Below are 18,661 nucleotides of genomic sequence, written 5' to 3'. Positions count from 1 at the left end.
CGACTGAATCGTAAAACTATCGGGTACTCAAAATCAGTGGAAATGCATGACAAGATAATCGGCACATTCATCGAACGTGAACATTATCTGCAATGACCTGATCTACATATTGAATACGTGACCGAGATTCCGAATGAAATTGGAGAACAATGCGTAATCTCTGGTTTGGTTCGATATTGATTAAGCGACAAGCACGATCGTTAAACGTCATCCAGGATAAAGGCTAACGATGACTTAAACCCTATAATTCACTTCATTTCCCATTAGAAAAACCTAACCGTTATGCCTCACTCACATCCTTATTCACATAAACTGTGAAGCCGTCTGGTTTTAAATCGGGATGATCAATCGAAATATCATTTATCACTTTACCGGTTAAGGTATAAATTAAGTGCCCGGCAACATGCAGGCACTTTTCATACTCTTCCTGAGGTAATTCAGTTTTCAGCACCGCTAATTCTGCTTTGATTTGTTCGATAAGAATGATTGATTTATCAATTAAACTTGCTGCGATTCTTTTATCTGAAATGAACATATTACGATCCTGGTGATGTGTTTGAAAATGGCTTCCCTGTATTCCAATCACGCTACCTCTCACATATTTAACAGTCAAGAAAAACCAATCTTGTCAACAAAAAATATGTGGCGAAAATATTTATGCAGAGAAACGATTGCAATACATGGCCAGCCTCCCTCTTTTTAGTTGTTTTTAGCGCTCCACAACAGTGAGCGGCAATCTTCAACGACACAACGCCTCTGCAAACAGATGAAAATCGGGGCTATGTGTTTACACGATGTCAGAACATAAAGTTAGCACGATAATAATTATATAGATCATAAATCATTTATTTCCGTAACAACCATCTTTATTAATAGGCCTTATTTATTAAATTCATTACAGTAAACGATTACCATGAAATCATTTTTAACAAAAAAAACAATAACCACAAAAACCCATGAATTAATTAATTTTTTGAAAAAGGAAGGGGGGGTCAGGTAAAAAAACCTTCCCATTGATATTTATTTTTAATTTTTGATGACGATCACAATTGCTAAGAAAGCGAATAAACCACGCATATTAGATGGATAAAAAATAAAGAATCCAGATTGAAAAAAAACATATTAAAAAACATAACTCAATGAATTTAAATGATTTAAATGGAAATTAGTTTCTATTTAAAAGTAATAAACACAAATCCTCTCAACTGTCCTCTGTTATTTAATTAATATATTTAACGCCCCATCTTGTATTGTTTATTTTTTCTGTTAACACTTAGCTCGGCTTTATAGACAAACCTTAGTTTCATTTTTGTTGAAACAGCCTTTTTTATTACACAGGGTGTGTAGTGATAAATACCCAAAAAAATTCTATGTCAAGGAGAGTACATAATGAAATACCTACTGCCTTCTGCAGCCGCTGGGCTGTTGCTGATCGCTGCCCAACCGACAATGGCGGCAAATACGGGAGGTTATGCCACCACTGACGGCGGCGACGTTTCCGGTGCTGTGAAAAAAACCGCACGCTCTCTGCAAGAGATCGTCGATATCATTGAGGCCGCGAAAAAGGACTCAAGCGGTAAAGCAGTCAAAGGTGGCGCCTACCCACTCGTCATTACCTATAACGGTAATGAAGATGCGCTAATCAAAGCTGCTGAAGCTAACATCTGCGGCCAATGGAGCAAAGATCCGCGCGGTGTAGAAATCAAAGAGTTCACCAAAGGGATCACCATCCTCGGTACCAACGGATCTTCCGCTAACTTCGGTATCTGGATGGTTAACTCTTCCAACGTTGTCGTGCGTAACATGCGCTTCGGCTATATGCCGGGCGGGGCAAAAGATGGCGATGCTATCCGCATTGATAACACGCCGAACGTTTGGATCGACCACAACGAGATCTTCGCCAAGAACTTCGAATGTGCTGGTACGCCAGACAACGACACCACCTTTGAATCAGCGGTTGATATCAAGAAAGCCTCAACCAACGTCACCGTGTCGTACAACTATATTCATGGCGTGAAAAAGGTCGGGTTGAGCGGCTCAAGCAACACGGATACGGGTCGTAACCTGACTTACCATCACAATATTTACAGCGATGTTAACTCACGTCTGCCGCTGCAACGTGGTGGTCAAGTGCATGCTTATAACAACCTGTATGACGGTATCAAAAGTTCAGGCTTTAACGTCCGTCAGAAAGGGATCGCGCTGATCGAAAGTAACTGGTTCGAAAATGCACTCAACCCAGTGACGGCACGTAACGACGATTCCAACTTCGGTACCTGGGAACTCCGTAACAACAACATTACCAGCCCATCTGATTTTGCTAAATACAAGATCACCTGGGGTAAACCGTCTACCCCGCACATCAATGCGGATGACTGGAAGAGCACCGGTAAATTCCCAGCCGTTCCGTATAGCTACTCACCAGTTTCCGCACAGTGCGTGAAGGATAAACTGGCAAACTATGCTGGCGTAGGTAAAAACCAGGCAGTCCTGACAGCAGCTAACTGTAAATAAACGCGTTAAGCCCGACGCATTCATTCTGCGTCGGGTTCTTCCTGAGCGAGTGCTTCGGCCTCGCTCATTTTTAAGGGACCTGCGCAAGATTGTCAGCGTGACCTTCATGAAAATAGACGTCATGCCAATGATAATTTAGCCAATAAATCGCGATGAATAATGGGGTCTATTTTTGGCTTATCACCTAAAGAAACGCCATATAGCGACTAATAATAATTATTTTTTAGCAAACTAAAATTCACGATAAAATTGACGCATCACGTAAACAATATTGAATATGCCTGTGATAGTATATTTTGACTTAAGATGATTTCCTTACGCTAGCGGCAGTCATTGCCACAACCAAAATAATCATTTGAAACCTGACCAATAAAGAAACCCGAGTACATTTATTTCCTGCCAAAAAAATAACTTTATGATTTTCGGTTACTTTAAAAGAAAATCGTTTCTTATAAAATCCAAATTATCCAATCATCAGTATTACAAAATGTTTCAACCGTAATACATTTAACATTTCACCCTTGAACTGATCTTATTTTTTGACCACACTCCCCTTGGTTTTTCACCAAAACTGAGTTTCATTTTTGTTGAAAAATTTGTACCTGTTACATCGGGCATAGGGATCGATAAATGCCCATGAAAATTCTATTCCAAGGAGACAATCATGATGAAATACCTATTGCCTACGGCAGCCGCGGGATTGTTATTACTCGCAGCTCAACCCGCGATGGCCGCAAATACGGGCGGCTATGCCACTACGGATGGTGGAGACGTATCCGGTGCCGTGAAAAAAACGGCACGTTCTATGAAAGAAATTGTGGATATTATTGAAGCCGCGCAAGTGGATTCAAAAGGCAAGAAAGTCAAAGGCGGTGCTTACCCGCTCTTCATCACCTATAACGGCAATGAAGATTCATTAATCAAAGCGGCTGAAAAGAATATCTGCGGCCAGTGGAGTAAGGACGCCCGCGGCGTACAAATCAAAGAGTTCACCAAAGGCATTACTATCCAGGGCACCAATGGCTCATCCGCCAACTTCGGTGTTTGGATCGTGAATTCTTCTAACGTCGTGGTACGTAACATGCGCTTTGGCTATATGCCGGGCGGCGCGCAAGACGGCGATGCCATTCGTATCGATAACTCACCGAACGTCTGGATCGACCACAACGAGATCTTCGCCAAGAACTTCGAATGCGCCGGTACGCCAGACAATGACACCACCTTTGAATCAGCGGTTGATATCAAGAAAGGGTCAACGAACGTCACGGTCTCCTACAACTACATCCACGGCATCAAGAAAGTCGGCCTGAGCGGTTCAAGTAGTTCGGATACGACGGCTCGTAACCTGACTTACCATCACAATATCTACCGCGATGTTAACTCACGCCTGCCGCTGCAACGTGGTGGTCTGGTTCACGCGTACAACAACCTGTATGACGGCATCACTGGTTCAGGCTTTAACGTCCGTCAGAAAGGGAAAGCCCTCATCGAAAGCAACTGGTTCGAAAATGCGCTGAACCCAGTGACGGCACGTAACGACAGCTCCAACTTCGGTACCTGGGAGTTGCGTAATAACAACGTCATGAGCCCAGCCGACTTCGCGAAATACAAAATTACCTGGGGCAAACCATCCTCCCCTCACATCAATGCGGATGACTGGAAGACCACAGGAAAATTCCCTACCGTCTCCTATAAGTACACTCCAGTTTCTGCGCAGTGTGTGAAGGATAAACTGGCAAACTATGCTGGCGTAGGTAAAAACCTGGCAGTGCTGACAGCAGCTAACTGCAAATAAACGCGGTCAGGCTTTCTCTGTCGAATCAAGACAGGAAGCAATAAGCCTGAAGGTTCCGCGCCATGACTCTTCACGCTTAAGACATGGTTCTATCCGAGCGAGCTCTAAGAGCTCGCTCGTTTTTTATGGAACCTACGCATGGGACTGGGTAGCCATTCCTAAAAAGTACGCACAAATTAAATACCGCGCTAATTATTTATATATTAAATTAATAGCTTAATTTATTAATGAAGAAACCATTCTTTAATTAAGGATTAATCGATAAAAATAACAGCCTTCAATCAACACGTGATTAATTAATAATTTGATCGGCATCAAATATTTCTTACGCCATCATCTCAATGAGAAAATTTTACTTATTTATTGATGTCGCTCACATTTATCACTTCTATCAAATCGCACCCAGCAACGAGTAATAAAACGAAATATAATTTTATTTTTCATAAAAATTCACATCGGATTGATTTTAGAAAAAATGAAAAAAAATATTACCTTTTAAAATAGTCACTTATTATCCATGCGTATTTACATCGTTATTCATCCTATATATTTAATATCGAAATATTGAATTCTTTTACTTTTATGGTAAGACTTAATTGGGATTTCAATAAACCTTGATTTCATTTTTATTGAAACGCCCGAATAATATAATCTGGGCTATGTGGATCATAAATGCCCAAACAAAAATTCAATTCCAAGGAGAGTACCTTAATGAAATACCTACTGCCTTCTGCAGCCGCTGGGCTGTTATTGCTTGCGGCCCAACCGACGATGGCGGCAAATACGGGGGGTTATGCTACCACCGATGGTGGTAACGTTGCTGGTGCAGTGAACAAAACTGCACGCTCCATGCAAGATATTATTGATATCATCGAAGCCGCGAAGCTGGATTCCAATGGTAAGAAAGTTAAAGGTGGTGCTTACCCGCTCGTCATCACCTATAACGGTAATGAAGATGCGCTGATCAAAGCCGCAGAGAACGATATCTGCGGTCAGTGGAAGAAAGACGCCCGTGGTGTGGAAATCAAAGAGTTCACCAAAGGCATTACCATCATCGGAACCAATGGATCGTCCGCCAACTTCGGGATCTGGCTGACAAAATCGTCCGATATCGTCATCCGTAACATGCGTTTTGGTTACATGCCGGGCGGCGCACAGGATGGTGATGCCATTCGTATCGATAACACGCCGAACGTCTGGATTGACCACAATGAGATCTTCGCGAAAAACTTTGAATGCGCAGGCACAAAAGACGGTGACACCACATTCGAATCCGCGATTGATATCAAAAAAGCCTCAACCAACGTGACGGTGTCGTACAACTACATTCATGGCATCAAAAAAGTGGGTCTGAGCGGCTTCAGCAGCAGCGATACAGGCCGTGATCTGACTTACCATCACAATATTTACGACGACGTTAACGCTCGCCTCCCACTACAACGTGGCGGTAAAGTTCACGCCTACAACAACCTGTATACCGGTATCACCAGTTCTGGCCTGAACGTGCGCCAGAATGGGATTGCGCTGATCGAACGTAACTGGTTCGAGAATGCGAAAAACCCAGTGACTTCGCGTTACGACGGTTCCAACTTCGGTACCTGGGATCTGCGTAATAACAACGTGATGAGTCCGGCTGACTTCGCGAAATACAACATCACCTGGGATAAAGATACCAAACCCTACGTGAATGCCGAGGACTGGAAAAGCACAGGCACGTTCCCTTCTCTTCCTTACAGCTACTCTCCGGTTTCGGCACAGTGCGTGAAGGACAAACTGGCGAACTATGCTGGCGTGAACAAAAACCTTGCTGTGCTGACAGCAGCAAATTGCAACTAATTACGATGTGTAATGCGTGAAGGGTCAATAAGCACACTGCAGGCTCCGCCCCTCATTGCCCTGTGCTAACCGGAGCCTGCAAACGCGCTTAACGCCCGTCGGTTTATCGTTCGAACCGCACTTGAGCGAGTCCCAAGGGCTCGCTCATTTTTATCGTTAATATTCAAGGAAATGAAATGAAACGTTCTCTTCTGTTCGCCGCACTGTTCAGCACTGGCTTAGTATTCAGTATCGGCATACCGATGGCGAGCGCCGCCACACCGGCAGCACCAGAGTTGAAAGGATTCGGAACGGATACGGTTGCAGGCAGCGGTGGACGCATTATTCGCGTCACAACGCTGGCCTCTTCCGGGGCAGGTTCACTCAGGGAAGCGCTGGCCGCCAAAGGGCCACGCATTATCGTTTTTGAGGTTGGCGGCATTATCGACCTGAATAAAAGTGACCTCCGCTTAACCGAGCCGTTTGTCACCATTGCCGGCCAGACCGCCCCTTCCCCCGGTATCACCATCATTCGCGGCGGAATGGGGATCAGCACCCATGATGTGCTCATGCAGCATATTCGTTTTCGCATCGGCGATGCTGGTATGGGTAAAAAAAGCGGTTTTGAACGCGATGTTTCCATCAACGGCAAAGATGCCTACAACGTCGTGATCGACCATTCTAGTTTCGCCTGGGGTACGGACGAAAACCTGTCTATTTCCGGACCACGCTATGACGGGCCGCAGGGTACGGCGCACCGCATCACACTCTCGAATAATATCGTTGCTGAAGGCCTATACGATTCAGCTCACACCAAAGGTATTCACTCGATGGGGACGCTGGTTCACGATAACGTGACTGACGTATCGATTGTGGGCAGCCTCTATGCGCACAACAACGAGCGCAATGCCTGGTTCAAGGCTGGCTCTACGGGCGTTATGGTCAATAACCTGATCTACAACCCCGGTATTTGGGGTGTTCGCGTCGGTGGAGTCAAAGGCGAGTGGGAAGGGAAAACCATGCCTGCCAGCCCGCGCGTCTCCGTGGCGGGTAACGTAATGCACTACGGCGCTAATACCAAAGCAGGTTTAGGATTGGTAGGAAGCAACAGCTCCGGCGATGTCTGGATGTCAGATAACCTCGCATACGATGCCAATGGTAAAGCCGCACCGCAAACATCAGGCAGCGGGATTAATTTACTCAAAGTGTCCCCTATCTGGCCTGCGGGCTTAACGGCATCACCGGCCAGCGCCGTCACCAATCAGGTACTGCAAAGCGCAGGCGCACGCCCTAAAGATCGTGATGCCGTTGATAAACGTATCGTGGAGAATTTCAAACAGCGGAAAGGTGGCTTCGTGAATAGTCAGGAAGACGTCGGCGGCTATCCTGTTGCCACCGCGACCTACCGTCAGTTGAACGTGCCGAGCACTGGCGTGGATGCCTGGCTACAGCAGATGGCAAAAGCACTGGAATAACGCGGTAGTCGAGACGTTAAGATCGCAAAAGGCCGCATCAGTGGCCTTTTTCGTATTCTCGGTTCTTTGCTTATCTATCGTGCCAATCAGGGCAGCACTTTCGCAGACTGAATCACCACTGGCGTAGTCGGTACGTTCTGATAAGGCCCGACGTTTTTCGTTGGCACCTGAGAGATCTTATCCACGACGTCCATGCCCTTCACGACTTTACCGAACACGGCGTAGCCAAAATCACGCTGGCCGTGATCGAGAAACGCATTGTCCGCGACGTTGATAAAGAACTGACTGGTTGCACTGTCTTTATCAGACGTGCGTGCCATCGCGATCGTGCCACGCTGGTTACGTAAACCGTTATCAGCTTCATTCTTGATCGGCGCGTTCGTCGCTTTTTGGCTCATTTCGCCAGAAAAGCCGCCGCCCTGCACCATAAAGCCAGGGATCACACGGTGAAACGTCGTCCCGTTATAAAAACCGTTGTTAACGTACTCGACGAAATTTTTTACCGAAACCGGTGCCTTTTGATTATCTAAAGACAGTTCGATATTGCCCGCGGACGTCGTCAACAACACGCGAGTGGTGGTGTCGGAAGCCGCAAAGGCGGGAGAAAATGCCGTCAGTGAAATAAGGGCTGCCGCAGCAACCAGAGTACGTTTGAACATGAGAATTCCTTTTTGAAGAGGCCGACTACAGAAAGCGTAATGATTGTAAGTATCCGCACCCTTCAACGCTACCCATTTACCTTTTTTTACGTATAAAAGTCTGTTCGTAACCAACTATGAACGAAAACCTGTACGTAAGATAAAAAAAGGGCCGATTGCTCGGCCCTCATTGATGATGATTATCGCGCAGTGCGCCTAATCCATACGTACCTAGCCCATACGCTCCGAACGCACCGCCAGATCGCGGCTGTACTGACGGCTAGCGTCAACCAGCATAGAGGTATACGCGTCCTTCGGTACATCGTTGGTCAGGTCATCGGTTTCCAACGTTTCCAGTATCTTCCCGTATTGCATCACCGCCACTTTATGGCACAGGTGGGAAATCACGCCCAAGTCATGCGTCACCATCAGGTAGGTCAGCTTTTCCTGCTGCTGCAACTCCGTCAGCAGGTTGAGAATTTCCGCCTGCACCGACACATCCAGCGCCGACGTCGGCTCATCCAGCAGCAGCACTCTCGGTTCCAGAATCAGCGCTCGGGCAATCGCCACACGCTGACGCTGTCCACCCGAAAGCTGGTGCGGATAGCGGCGACGGAAATGTGTTCCCAGGCCCACTTTCTCCAGCAAGGTATCGATACGATCGTCACGATCGTCAAAGCGATGGATCGACAGTGGTTCTTCCAGAATCGACTCTACGGTATGACGGGGATGCAGCGATCCATACGGATCCTGAAACACCATCTGTACCCGGCGACAGCGCGCCTGATCGATTCGGTGTGCCAGCTTCTTCCCGTCAATATGCAGCGTGCCTTCCCAATGATTAAAAAGCCCGGCCAGACACTTCAGCACCGTGGTTTTACCGGAACCCGATTCCCCTACCAGACCAAAGATATCGCCATCGTTGACGGTAAGGTTCACATCGTACAATACCTGATTCGCCGTGCTGCCCTGCCCAAAAGAGAGATTCAGGTTACTCACTTCGATCATCGGCTTGCGCTGACTCATTGCTTCAGTTGCCATGATTATCCCCTTTATCCATTGATCCAGGCAGGATCGCGATTCATTACCGGCAAACGCGGGCGTCGATGATCGATATCCGGCAGCGAATTCAGCAACCCACGCGTATAAGGATGCTGCGCGTTGTCCAGATCGGCGGCAGCAATGGACTCCACGACGCGTCCGGCATACATCACCAGCACCCGATCGCAGAAGCTACGTACCAGATTGATATCGTGACTGATGAAAATCAGCCCCAGACCGCGCTCGCTGACCAGATCGTCCAGCATTGCCAGCACCTGCAAACGCACGGACACATCCAGCGCGGAGGTCGGTTCATCGGCAATCACGATTTCAGGTTCGGTAATCAGCATCATCGCAATCATGATGCGCTGCCCCTGCCCACCCGAGATTTCATGAGGGTACAGATTGTAGACGCGCTCTGGCTGGCGAATACGTACCACGTCCAGCATCGCCATGACCTTTGCCTTCGCCTCGCGGTGCGACACTTTATGGTGCGCCAGATACGCTTCGGCAATCTGATCGCCAACGCACACCACTGGGTTCAGCGAATATTTTGGATCCTGCATAATCATGGAGATACGCTTGCCGCGGATCTGACGCATCCGCGCCTCATCCGCTTTCAGCAGGTCAGTATCGCCGAAGCGCAGTTTGTCTGCCGTAATCCGCGCGCTGTGCGGATGCAGTTGCAGCAGCGCACGACCGACCGTCGATTTACCGGAGCCGGATTCGCCGACAATAGCCAGCTTTTCACAGCCCAGCGTGAAGGAGACGCCGCGCACGGCATCCGTCACGGCACCACGGTTCACGAAGCTTACCCGCAGATTTTCCACTTCCATCAGGGGCGAGCTTCCCGGCGCACGTTGAGAAGACTTATTCAGTTCTGGGATCGAGGATGTCACGTAGGCCGTCTCCAAGGAAGTTGAACGCCAGGCTGTTAATCAAAATCGCCAGCCCCGGAATAGTTACTAACCACCAGCACTCCATCATGTAACGACGACCCGCAGAGATCATCGCGCCCCATTCAGGATCGGGCGGCTGTGCCCCCAATCCCAGAAAGCCCAGACCCGCCGCGGTCAGAATGATGCCCGCCATATTCATGGTGATACGAATAATCACCGACGGCAGACACAGCGGCACAATGTGGTGCAGCAGGATGCGGATAGAGGATGCGCCTTGCAGCTTCACGGCAGACACAAAGTCCGCGTGACGCAGCGACAGCGTCTCCGCCCTTGCCAGACGGGCAATCGGCGGCCAGGCCGTCAGCGTAATCGCAATCACCACATGCTCCAGTCCTGGACCAAGCGCCGCAACGAACGCCAGCGCCAACACCAGGCTAGGGAACGAAATGAAGATATCGGTAATACGCATCAGGATGGTATCGACGATCCCGCCGTAATACCCTGCCACTACGCCCAGCGCCAGCCCGATAGGCCCCACGGTTACCGACACCAGCGCAACGATATACAGCGTGATGCGTGAACCATAGACCAGACGACTAAACACATCGCGCCCAAACTCATCGGTGCCAAAGTAATGCGCCGCACTCGGGGCCTGTAGCGCGTTAGCCAAATCCTGTACCAGCGGATCGTGCGTGGCGATCCACGGGGCGAAAATAGCGACCAGAATCAACATCAGCACAATCGCAGAACCAATCGCGGTCAGCGGATTGCGCATCATCGTCAAGAGAAACCCGCCGATTCGCGCACCGCGTAGCCGTAAGCGGCTCACACGTTTTTCCGGCGGTGTCCGCATCACCGATTCACGGCTGACTGGCGGCTCAGAGGAAATATTCATGCGTTCGTCCTCGGATCAAAGATTTGATACAACATGTCCGACAGCAGGTTAAGCGTCACGAAGATCAACCCGACTAGCAGCACACATCCCATAACCGCGTTCATATCCCCCAGCAGCAGGCTGCCTGTCAGATAGGAACCAAAGCCAGGCCATGAGAAGACCGTTTCGATCAGTACCGCCCCTTCCAGCAGCGAGCCATACGCCAGCGCCACCACCGTCAGAAGCTGAACCAGAATATTGCGAAACGCGTGCGCCCAGACAACGCGGAACTCAGACAGCCCTTTCACTCGCGCAGTAATGATGTATTCCTGCGAAAGTTGAGCCAGCATGAAGCTACGCGTCATACGGCTGATATAGGCCAGCGAGTGGAAACCGAGAATCGTGGCTGGCAACACCAGGTGGTTCAGCGCGCTGCGGAACACATCCCACTCGCCCGCCAGTAGCGAATCCACCAGCAGCAGGCCGGTACGGTTCTCCACCAGACCGTCGTAGGCCATATCAACCCGCCCGGCACCGCCCACCCAGTTCAGCCAGGCGTAGAACACCAACAGCCCCATCATCCCGACCCAGAATATCGGCGTGGAATAACCGGCCAGACTGATAAAACGCACCACATAATCCGCCCACTTGCCGCGTCGCGCCGCAGCCAGCACGCCTAATGGCACGCCCAGACCGGCACCGACGATAATCGCCATGGTGGCAAGCTCGATGGTGGCAGGGAAAACGCGGATAATGTCATCCATTACCGGTCGCCCGGTCAGGAGGGCATTGCCCAAATCCCCATGCATCAGTGAATTGAAGTAAATAAAGAACTGCACATACAGTGGCTTATCCAACCCCAGCTGTTGGTAAACCTGTTGATAGGTACTTTGGTCGGCGTCCTGTCCGACAATAGCCAGGACTGGATCGATTGGCATCACGCGGCCGATCACGAAGGTCAGGATTAATAATCCGAACAGCGTGACGACGACCTGAAACAGACGTTTTGCCAAACGACGCAGTACTCCACCCGGCTTGATCCAATCAGAGAAAACCATGTTCTTTCTCCTGATATCCCGGTGAGCGGCGACAGCAAATCACCACTCACGCGGTCATCTCTTTTTAACGTATCTGATCGGGATGATTAGCCGGGAACGTATCGGCTAATCATCCGGTTTAACGTGTGGACACTAGCGCTGCTTATACACCTCACGCAGATGCGTCGTAGAAGACGGATGCGGCACATAGCCTTTCACGTCCTTACGCAACACCACAGAATCGATCATCTGCGACACCGGAATGATGGCCGGGAACAGTTCTTCATAGCGATTCTGTACGTTGATATACATCTGCTTCTGTTTCTGAGGGTCTTTCTCCAACAGCGCCTGATCGATCATGTCGTTCAGAGGCTTATCGTAGAAAGACGTGCGCCAGCCCTGAAAGTTGGTCAGTTTGGCTTCGTCGCTGTTATCCGGGTTATAGACAACAGAACGCAGGCTGGAGTGAGGATGCGGATCGACGCCGCCACCGCCGCGGCCAACCAGCATATCGAAGTTACGATCGCGCATTGCGCCGTAAACCTGATTACCGGTGCCGGAGATGATTTTGGCTTTGATGCCCGCCTGTGCCAGCGTGGACTGTACCGAGGTCGCCAGATTCAGGAACGGCTGATCGGACAAGACACGCAGCGTGGTTTCAAATCCATTCGGGTAGCCCGCTTCGGCCAGCAGTGCCTTGGCACGTGGCACGTCCAGCTTGTAGCCAGGATCCGGCAACGTCGCATCCATCCCTTTCTGGATAGGACGCTGATGATAGAAACCATAGCCAGGCATTACCGTCTTATTCACGCCGTCGTAATCAATCAGGTAACGAACCGCTTCACGTACTTTCGGTTTGGCGAAGTATTCGTTCTTCAGGCTCATGGCAACGTAGTACAGCGTGCCTTTTTGCACCTCATCAACCACAACGTCTTTATCTTGTTTCAATGCGTTGATATCTGGCACCGACATGCCAGAGGCCACGTCAATATCGCCTTTTTCAATCATCAGGCGCAGCGCCTGTGATTCAGTCATGTGACGGAAAATCACGCGACGCATTTTCGCATCGCCCTGCCAGTTATTCTCAACTTTGCTGATGCGCAGCACGTCTTTCGCCTGCCACACGTCCAGCTTGAACGGGCCGGAACCGGCTTCGTTCGTGGTCAGCCAGCCGTTACCCCAGTCGCCGTTTTTCTCATGCTGCATGACCGTTTTGCTATCCAGCACCGAGCCGCTACCCAGCGTCGCCAGCGAGTAGATCACCAGTTTTGGATCGTTCGGTTTTGGCAGTTCGATTTCAACGGTATGCGCGTCTTTGGCGCGGATCATTTTCTCCACGTTTTCGGCGGTGAAGCCGTAGGATTTCCACGTCGTGGCCTGTGCCATATTGAGGTTAAGCAGACGCTTCATCGACCAGGCGAAGTCTTGCGCCGTTACGGGGTTACCGGAATGGAATTTGGCGTTATCCACCAGATTGAAGGTAATGACCTTACCATCATCACTGACGCTCCAGCTTTTCGCCAGAGAAGGCTGGATGTTACTCAGGTTGGCGGGATCCAGCACCACCAGCGAGTCATAGAGGTTGACGATAATGCCCACCACTTCGTTACCGGTCATGGCGGCCGGATCGAGTGAGAGCATGTTGTTCATGTTCATCCCCACGATCAGCTGATCGTCAGGGGTTTTTGCCGATAGAATGGCCGGCGTAGCGGCCATGCAGAGTGAACCTAACAGCAGGGTACGGAGTATTGCTCGTGCTTTCATCATTATTCTCCAAGGTGTGGGAGCATGGAAGACGACAACTTTTTATTTTTTAGGTAAGGCTATCTTTCAGGTCGAACAAAAAACGATTAGAACAAAACGTTATTCTTTACTTAGGGTATGCTCCTCAATCCAGTCAAAATTAATATCTTCTCCCAGCCCTGGACGTTGCGGCAGATGCACAAAGCCCTCGTTGTCCATTGGATCGACAATCGAATTCAGATACGCAGCAGGTTCGTCGTAATCGAGGAAAGGATGCAGCAGCCCGCGCTCATACCAGCGACAGTTTTTGATAGCACCCACGACGTTGAGGTTTGGCGCGCCGTTACCGTGAACTTCGCAGTCCATACCGAAGGATTCCGCCAGGCTCGCGACTTTCATACACGGCCAGAGACCGCCCACGCCTTGCACGCCCGCACGTAAAATGTCGCATGCGCCTTCTTTAACCCAGTCAGCACGGCTGAAATATTTACCTGACAGACTTTCTGGCCCGATAACATCGATATCCAGACTCTTGGTCAGCCAGCTGTAAGACGCCATGCTCTGTTCTTCCATCGGCTCTTCAAACCAGGTGAAATCGAGCTTTTGCAGTTCACGGCCGATGTACAGTGCATCGCTGCGGCTGTACCAGTGGTAACCATCCAGCATCAGGCAGATATCCGGGCCGACCGCTTCACGTACGGCCGCACAGGCTTGTACGTCAATCTTCGGGCTAGGCGCGAATGACACCGGTGGCATCCAGGTATGCAACTTGATGGCTTTATAGCCGCGCTGCACCAGCTTTTCTGCGAACTGGCCGTATTCCTCTGGCGTAGATAAGCCGCCTTCCAGCTCGTCACCACACATGGTGCTGCCGTAAGCAGGGACTTTCTCACGATAGCCGCCGAGCAGCTTATGCACTGGCATGTTGAGCACGCGGCCTTGCAGATCCCACAGTGCGGATTCCACAATCGACAGCGCGCGGTCGGTCAGTTGGTTGGCGCTACCGCGCTGCCAGTGCACCAGATCCTGCCACAGGCGCTCACGGTCGAACGGGTTTTGCCCAATCAACACTTTGCGGAAGAAAGCATTAACGATATGAGGACGAATCACTTCCGGCGGCGCGAAAGCGTAGCCTTTTTGGCCGTCATCTGCCGTGATGGTTAACAGCGCCATCTTGGCCTGATTTTCAGGTCCCGGGTGTGAATGACCCGCACTGTCGGAAACCCGGCGTGTGGGATAAGTGAAGACGGTGACATCAATTGATTCTATTTTCACGTTGTTACCTGCCTTGATGTTTAACACAACTCATGTACAAGATTGACGAATGTAAGCCGTATAAATAATTAAAGAATAACTCCACTGACTGTGTTGGCCTTGTCGCTAAAAAACACCGCTATTTTTCTGGTACGACCTTATAAGTCGATCAATGTCACAGAAAAGAAATAGTGTGCTAATTAAAAAAAAATGCTGTTTTATTTTCAATTATTAAGGTTGTGACGCCGTTAGTCATTAGGCAATTTCTTCCATATGATGAAATTATGTCACCGATAATTGTGCAATTGCACACAACCTTGTGAGCATTATCACCAGAAAATTTCATATCCTTATTAAACAAATGGATAATCCCTTAGTTTTATTTTTAAGCGATCAGGAACGTGAATGATTGACGAGGGGGACGATTACTCTGATAGCGGATTGCCCGCTAACCAGTCGGCTTCTGACCAAAAGCGTGCTATAGATCTCATTTTTGCCCGCCGCTAAAACTCCAGCAAAAACCAAGACTTAAGAAAAAATAAGTAAAATCATCAAGATACTCATAAAGTAGTATATAAAAGACAATTTGATGTACATCAATAAGCGTCCAGTGTGGAGCGATAAGGTAACCTCAGAAGAAGCAATTTTGAGGCAAAAATGAACAAAGTCAGACTCGCTGTTATCGGTAACGGGATGGTTGGCCACCGTTTTATCGAAGAGTTGCTGGATAAGGCCCCAACGTCCACCTACGAGATTACCGTTTTTTGTGAAGAACCCCGCGTCGCCTACGATCGTGTCCACCTCTCTTCTTACTTCGCGCACCACACGGTAGAAGAGCTCTCTTTAGTACGCGAAGGCTACTACGAAAAAAATGGCGTTAAAGTCCTGCTCGGTGAACGCGCCATCACCATCAACCGCAGTGAAAAAGCTATCCACTCCAATTCCGGCCGTACCGTGTATTACGACAAGCTCATCATGGCCACCGGCTCTTATCCGTGGATCCCGTCAATCAAAGGATCAAACGGGCAAGACTGTTTCGTCTACCGCACCATCGAAGATCTCAACGCCATCGAAAACTGCGCACGCCGTAGCAAACGCGGCGCGGTGATCGGCGGGGGGCTTTTAGGTCTGGAGGCCGCCGGCGCACTGAAACACCTTGGCGTGGAAACACACGTCATCGAGTTTGCCCCCGTGCTCATGGCCGAACAGTTGGATGCACAGGGCGGCGCCCTGCTGCAGCGCAAGATTGAAAACATGGGTGTGCGTGTGCACACCAGCAAGAATACGCAGGCCATTCAGCATTCTGGTCTGGAAAACCGCAAGACGATGGTCTTTGCCGACGGCAGCACGCTGGAAGTCGACTTCATCGTGTTTTCAACCGGTATCCGCGCACAGGACAAACTGGCGCGTCAGTGTGCGCTGGAAATCGGCCCACGCGGCGGTATCGCGATTAACGACTGGTGCCAAACCTCCGACCCGGACGTCTACGCTATCGGCGAATGTGCCGCCTGGCATGGTCGACCGTTTGGTCTGGTCGCCCCCGGCTACAAGATGGCGCAGGTTGCCGTCGACCACCTGTTAGGACATGAAAACCGATTCCAGGGTGCCGACATGAGTGCCAAGCTCAAGCTGATGGGTGTCGATGTCGGCGGGATTGGTGACGCACACGGCCACACGCCGGGCTCCCGCAGCTACATGTGGCTGGATGAAAATAAAGAAACCTACAAACGACTGATCGTCAGCGCCGACAATAAAACGCTGCTCGGTGCTGTGCTGGTCGGCGACACGCGGGATTACGGCAACCTGCTGCAATTCATGCTGAACAAAATCCCGCTGCCGGATTCTCCTGAAGCGCTGATTCTTCCTGCGTCCGCCGGCAGTGCCAAACCGACGCTGGGTGTCGATGCGCTGCCAGAAAGTGCGCAAATCTGCTCCTGCTTCGACGTATCCAAAGGCGACATCATCAAAGCGATTAACGGCGGCTGTCATACCGTCGCGGCGCTTAAGGAAACCACCAAAGCCGGTACGGGCTGCGGCGGCTGTATCCCGCTGCTTACGCAGGTGTTGAACGCGGAACTCAGCAAACAGGGGATCGAAGTCAATAATCACCTGTGTGAACACTTCGCCTATTCGCGTCAGGAGCTGTACCACCTGATCCAAATCGAAAAAATCAAAACGTTCGATCAACTGCTGGAGAAACACGGTTCAGGCTACGGCTGCGAGGTCTGTAAACCGACCGTCGCATCCCTGCTGGCTTCCTGCTGGAACGAGTACGTGCTCAAACCGCAGCACACGCCGTTGCAGGATTCCAACGATAACTTCCTCGGCAATATCCAGAAAGACGGCACCTACTCCGTGATCCCACGCTCCGCAGGCGGGGAAATCACACCAGATGGCCTGATCGCCATTGGTCGCATTGCGAAGCAATATAACCTGTACACCAAAATGACCGGCTCTCAGCGCATGGCGCTCTTCGGCGTACAGAAAGACGACCTGCCTGACGTGTGGGCTCAGCTCATCGAAGCCGGGTTTGAAACTGGCCACGCTTACGCCAAGGCATTACGTATGGCAAAAACCTGCGTCGGCAGCACCTGGTGCCGCTTTGGTGTCGGCGACAGCGTGGGCTTTGGCGTCGAACTGGAAAACCGCTACAAAGGCATCCGCACGCCGCACAAAATGAAATTTGGCGTCTCCGGCTGTACGCGGGAATGTGCGGAAGCACAGGGTAAAGACGTGGGGATTATCGCCACCGAAAAAGGCTGGAACCTCTATGTATGCGGCAACGGCGGGATGAAGCCGCGCCACGCCGACCTGCTGGCAGCCGACTTAGACCGCGAAACGGTAGTCCGCTATCTGGACCGCTTCATGATGTTCTACATTCGCACGGCCGATAAGCTCCAACGTACGTCCGTCTGGCTGGATAATCTCGAAGGCGGCATCGACTATCTGCGTAATGTGATTGTGAAAGACAAACTGGGCATTAACGATCAGCTTGAAGCGGATATTGCACGTCTGCGAGAAGGCTACGTCTGCGAATGGCAGGCGACGCTGGAAGATCCGGAAGCACAGAAACGCTTTGCCCACTTCATTAACAGCCCAGAACGTGACCCGAATGTGCAAATGGTGGGTGAACGTCAACAACATCGTCCGGCACGCCCTGCCGAGCGTATTCCGGTGAAACAGATTGCGCTAGAGGAGGAAAACGCATGAGCCAGTGGACGACCGTATGTAAGTTAGCCGACATCCTGCCCGGCACTGGCGTTTGCGCACTCGTCGAGCAGCAACAGATTGCCGTGTTCCGCCCACGTAACGATGAGCAGGTTTACGCCATCAGTAATATCGATCCGTTCGCGCAGGCGAGCGTATTAAGTCGCGGGATAGTGGGAGAACATCAGGACGATCTTTGGGTCGCAAGCCCATTGAAAAAACAGCATTTCCGCCTTTATGATGGCTTCTGTCTGGAGGATGGAGCCTATTCTGTTGCAGCTTATGATACTCAGGTAACAAACGGTAATGTGCAAATATCCATCGCAGACCGTGACATCGCGGTTGATAATAGCCAACCATTACCCTAAT

General features: G+C 50.2%; 15 protein-coding genes. 7 read left to right on the top strand and 8 right to left on the bottom strand.

The features are described from left to right. Nucleotides 1-96 (top strand): IS1 family transposase (locus tag Q3A88_RS15455; RefSeq protein WP_317177658.1); only part of this gene is annotated, 96 nt, incomplete at its 5' end. 184 nt (nt 97-280) lie between these two features. On the opposite strand, the gene Q3A88_RS15450 is transcribed toward Q3A88_RS15455, so the two are convergent. Further along, a complete protein-coding gene (locus tag Q3A88_RS15450) occupies nt 281-535 on the bottom strand; it encodes a hypothetical protein (protein ID WP_039529850.1) in 255 nt (84 codons plus the stop codon). A gap of 854 nt (nt 536-1,389) precedes the next feature. Between Q3A88_RS15450 and pelA the strand changes: the two genes are divergently transcribed. The 4 genes from pelA (at nt 1,390) to pelZ (ending at nt 7,599) form a co-directional block, all read left to right on the top strand. Beyond that, nucleotides 1,390-2,514: a pectate lyase PelA gene (gene pelA, locus Q3A88_RS15445; RefSeq protein ID WP_010277576.1), complete on the top strand. Its 1,125-nt coding sequence runs from the start codon at nt 1,390-1,392 to the stop codon at nt 2,512-2,514. A 667-nt stretch (nt 2,515-3,181) separates the two neighbouring features. After that, complete coding sequence (gene pelB / locus Q3A88_RS15440) at nt 3,182-4,309, top strand: pectate lyase PelB (RefSeq protein ID WP_014916841.1); 1,128 nt, start codon at nt 3,182-3,184, stop codon at nt 4,307-4,309. Nucleotides 4,310-5,020: 711 nt separating this feature from the next. After that, the gene (gene pelC, locus Q3A88_RS15435) at nt 5,021-6,145 is read left to right on the top strand and encodes a pectate lyase PelC (protein WP_110163332.1); all 1,125 of its coding nucleotides are present in this window, start codon (nt 5,021-5,023) and stop codon (nt 6,143-6,145) included. 176 nt (nt 6,146-6,321) lie between these two features. Then, entirely contained in the window at nt 6,322-7,599 is a 1,278-nt protein-coding gene (gene pelZ / locus Q3A88_RS15430; RefSeq protein ID WP_110163333.1) for a pectate lyase PelZ, read from the top strand. Nucleotides 7,600-7,685: 86 nt separating this feature from the next. Here pelZ and ppiA read toward each other — a convergent pair whose 3' ends face one another. From ppiA to Q3A88_RS15395, 7 genes are all read right to left on the bottom strand, one after another. Further along, nucleotides 7,686-8,258, bottom strand: coding sequence for a peptidylprolyl isomerase A (gene ppiA, locus Q3A88_RS15425; RefSeq protein ID WP_010277593.1), 573 nt, complete (start codon nt 8,256-8,258; stop codon nt 7,686-7,688). 210 nt (nt 8,259-8,468) lie between these two features. Then, entirely contained in the window at nt 8,469-9,245 is a 777-nt protein-coding gene (locus tag Q3A88_RS15420; RefSeq protein ID WP_180788966.1) for an ABC transporter ATP-binding protein, read from the bottom strand. Nucleotides 9,246-9,289: 44 nt separating this feature from the next. Beyond that, a complete protein-coding gene (locus Q3A88_RS15415) occupies nt 9,290-10,177 on the bottom strand; it encodes an ABC transporter ATP-binding protein (protein ID WP_080162982.1) in 888 nt (295 codons plus the stop codon). Further along, entirely contained in the window at nt 10,149-11,030 is an 882-nt protein-coding gene (locus Q3A88_RS15410; RefSeq protein ID WP_100018545.1) for an ABC transporter permease, read from the bottom strand. The genes Q3A88_RS15415 and Q3A88_RS15410 overlap by 29 nt, the downstream gene beginning before the upstream one ends. A gap of 38 nt (nt 11,031-11,068) precedes the next feature. Then, nucleotides 11,069-12,109 carry an ABC transporter permease gene (locus Q3A88_RS15405; protein WP_039492138.1) on the bottom strand — a complete coding sequence of 347 codons (1,041 nt, stop codon included), beginning with the start codon at nt 12,107-12,109 and terminating at the stop codon, nt 11,069-11,071. A gap of 132 nt (nt 12,110-12,241) precedes the next feature. After that, nucleotides 12,242-13,852: an ABC transporter substrate-binding protein gene (locus Q3A88_RS15400; RefSeq protein ID WP_039466339.1), complete on the bottom strand. Its 1,611-nt coding sequence runs from the start codon at nt 13,850-13,852 to the stop codon at nt 12,242-12,244. A 99-nt stretch (nt 13,853-13,951) separates the two neighbouring features. Next, nucleotides 13,952-15,106 (bottom strand): mandelate racemase family protein, encoded by a 1,155-nt coding sequence (locus Q3A88_RS15395; RefSeq protein WP_010297089.1) that lies wholly within the window; start codon nt 15,104-15,106, stop codon nt 13,952-13,954. A gap of 636 nt (nt 15,107-15,742) precedes the next feature. Here Q3A88_RS15395 and nirB point away from each other — a divergent pair. Together nirB and nirD are read left to right on the top strand one after the other, a co-directional pair. Continuing rightward, nucleotides 15,743-18,295: a nitrite reductase large subunit NirB gene (nirB, locus tag Q3A88_RS15390; RefSeq protein WP_110163334.1), complete on the top strand. Its 2,553-nt coding sequence runs from the start codon at nt 15,743-15,745 to the stop codon at nt 18,293-18,295. After that, a complete protein-coding gene (nirD, locus tag Q3A88_RS15385; protein WP_317178226.1) occupies nt 18,292-18,660 on the top strand; it encodes a nitrite reductase small subunit NirD in 369 nt (122 codons plus the stop codon). Before nirB ends, nirD begins: the two co-directional genes overlap by 4 nt. Nucleotide 18,661: the final 1 nt, after the last annotated feature.

Origin of the sequence: Pectobacterium sp. HCp5_1, from assembly GCF_032905925.1 — a bacterium.
GTDB lineage: Bacteria > Pseudomonadota > Gammaproteobacteria > Enterobacterales > Enterobacteriaceae > Pectobacterium > Pectobacterium brasiliense_A.
The sequence above is the reverse complement of the archived record's forward strand: the minus strand, read 5'-3'. Positions and strand labels throughout refer to the sequence as shown.

Bases quoted from the DNA above. Each gene is read 5' to 3' on its own strand.
- Q3A88_RS15450 (WP_039529850.1), bottom strand. From the start codon at position 535: ATGTTCATTTCAGATAAAAGAATCGCAGCAAGTTTAATTGATAAATCA.
- pelA (WP_010277576.1), top strand. From the start codon at position 1,390: ATGAAATACCTACTGCCTTCTGCAGCCGCTGGGCTGTTGCTGATCGCT.
- pelB (WP_014916841.1), top strand. From the start codon at position 3,182: ATGAAATACCTATTGCCTACGGCAGCCGCGGGATTGTTATTACTCGCA.
- pelC (WP_110163332.1), top strand. From the start codon at position 5,021: ATGAAATACCTACTGCCTTCTGCAGCCGCTGGGCTGTTATTGCTTGCG.
- pelZ (WP_110163333.1), top strand. From the start codon at position 6,322: ATGAAACGTTCTCTTCTGTTCGCCGCACTGTTCAGCACTGGCTTAGTA.
- ppiA (WP_010277593.1), bottom strand. From the start codon at position 8,258: ATGTTCAAACGTACTCTGGTTGCTGCGGCAGCCCTTATTTCACTGACG.
- Q3A88_RS15420 (WP_180788966.1), bottom strand. From the start codon at position 9,245: ATGATCGAAGTGAGTAACCTGAATCTCTCTTTTGGGCAGGGCAGCACG.
- Q3A88_RS15410 (WP_100018545.1), bottom strand. From the start codon at position 11,030: ATGCGGACACCGCCGGAAAAACGTGTGAGCCGCTTACGGCTACGCGGT.
- Q3A88_RS15405 (WP_039492138.1), bottom strand. From the start codon at position 12,109: ATGGTTTTCTCTGATTGGATCAAGCCGGGTGGAGTACTGCGTCGTTTG.
- Q3A88_RS15400 (WP_039466339.1), bottom strand. From the start codon at position 13,852: ATGAAAGCACGAGCAATACTCCGTACCCTGCTGTTAGGTTCACTCTGC.
- nirB (WP_110163334.1), top strand. From the start codon at position 15,743: ATGAACAAAGTCAGACTCGCTGTTATCGGTAACGGGATGGTTGGCCAC.
- nirD (WP_317178226.1), top strand. From the start codon at position 18,292: ATGAGCCAGTGGACGACCGTATGTAAGTTAGCCGACATCCTGCCCGGC.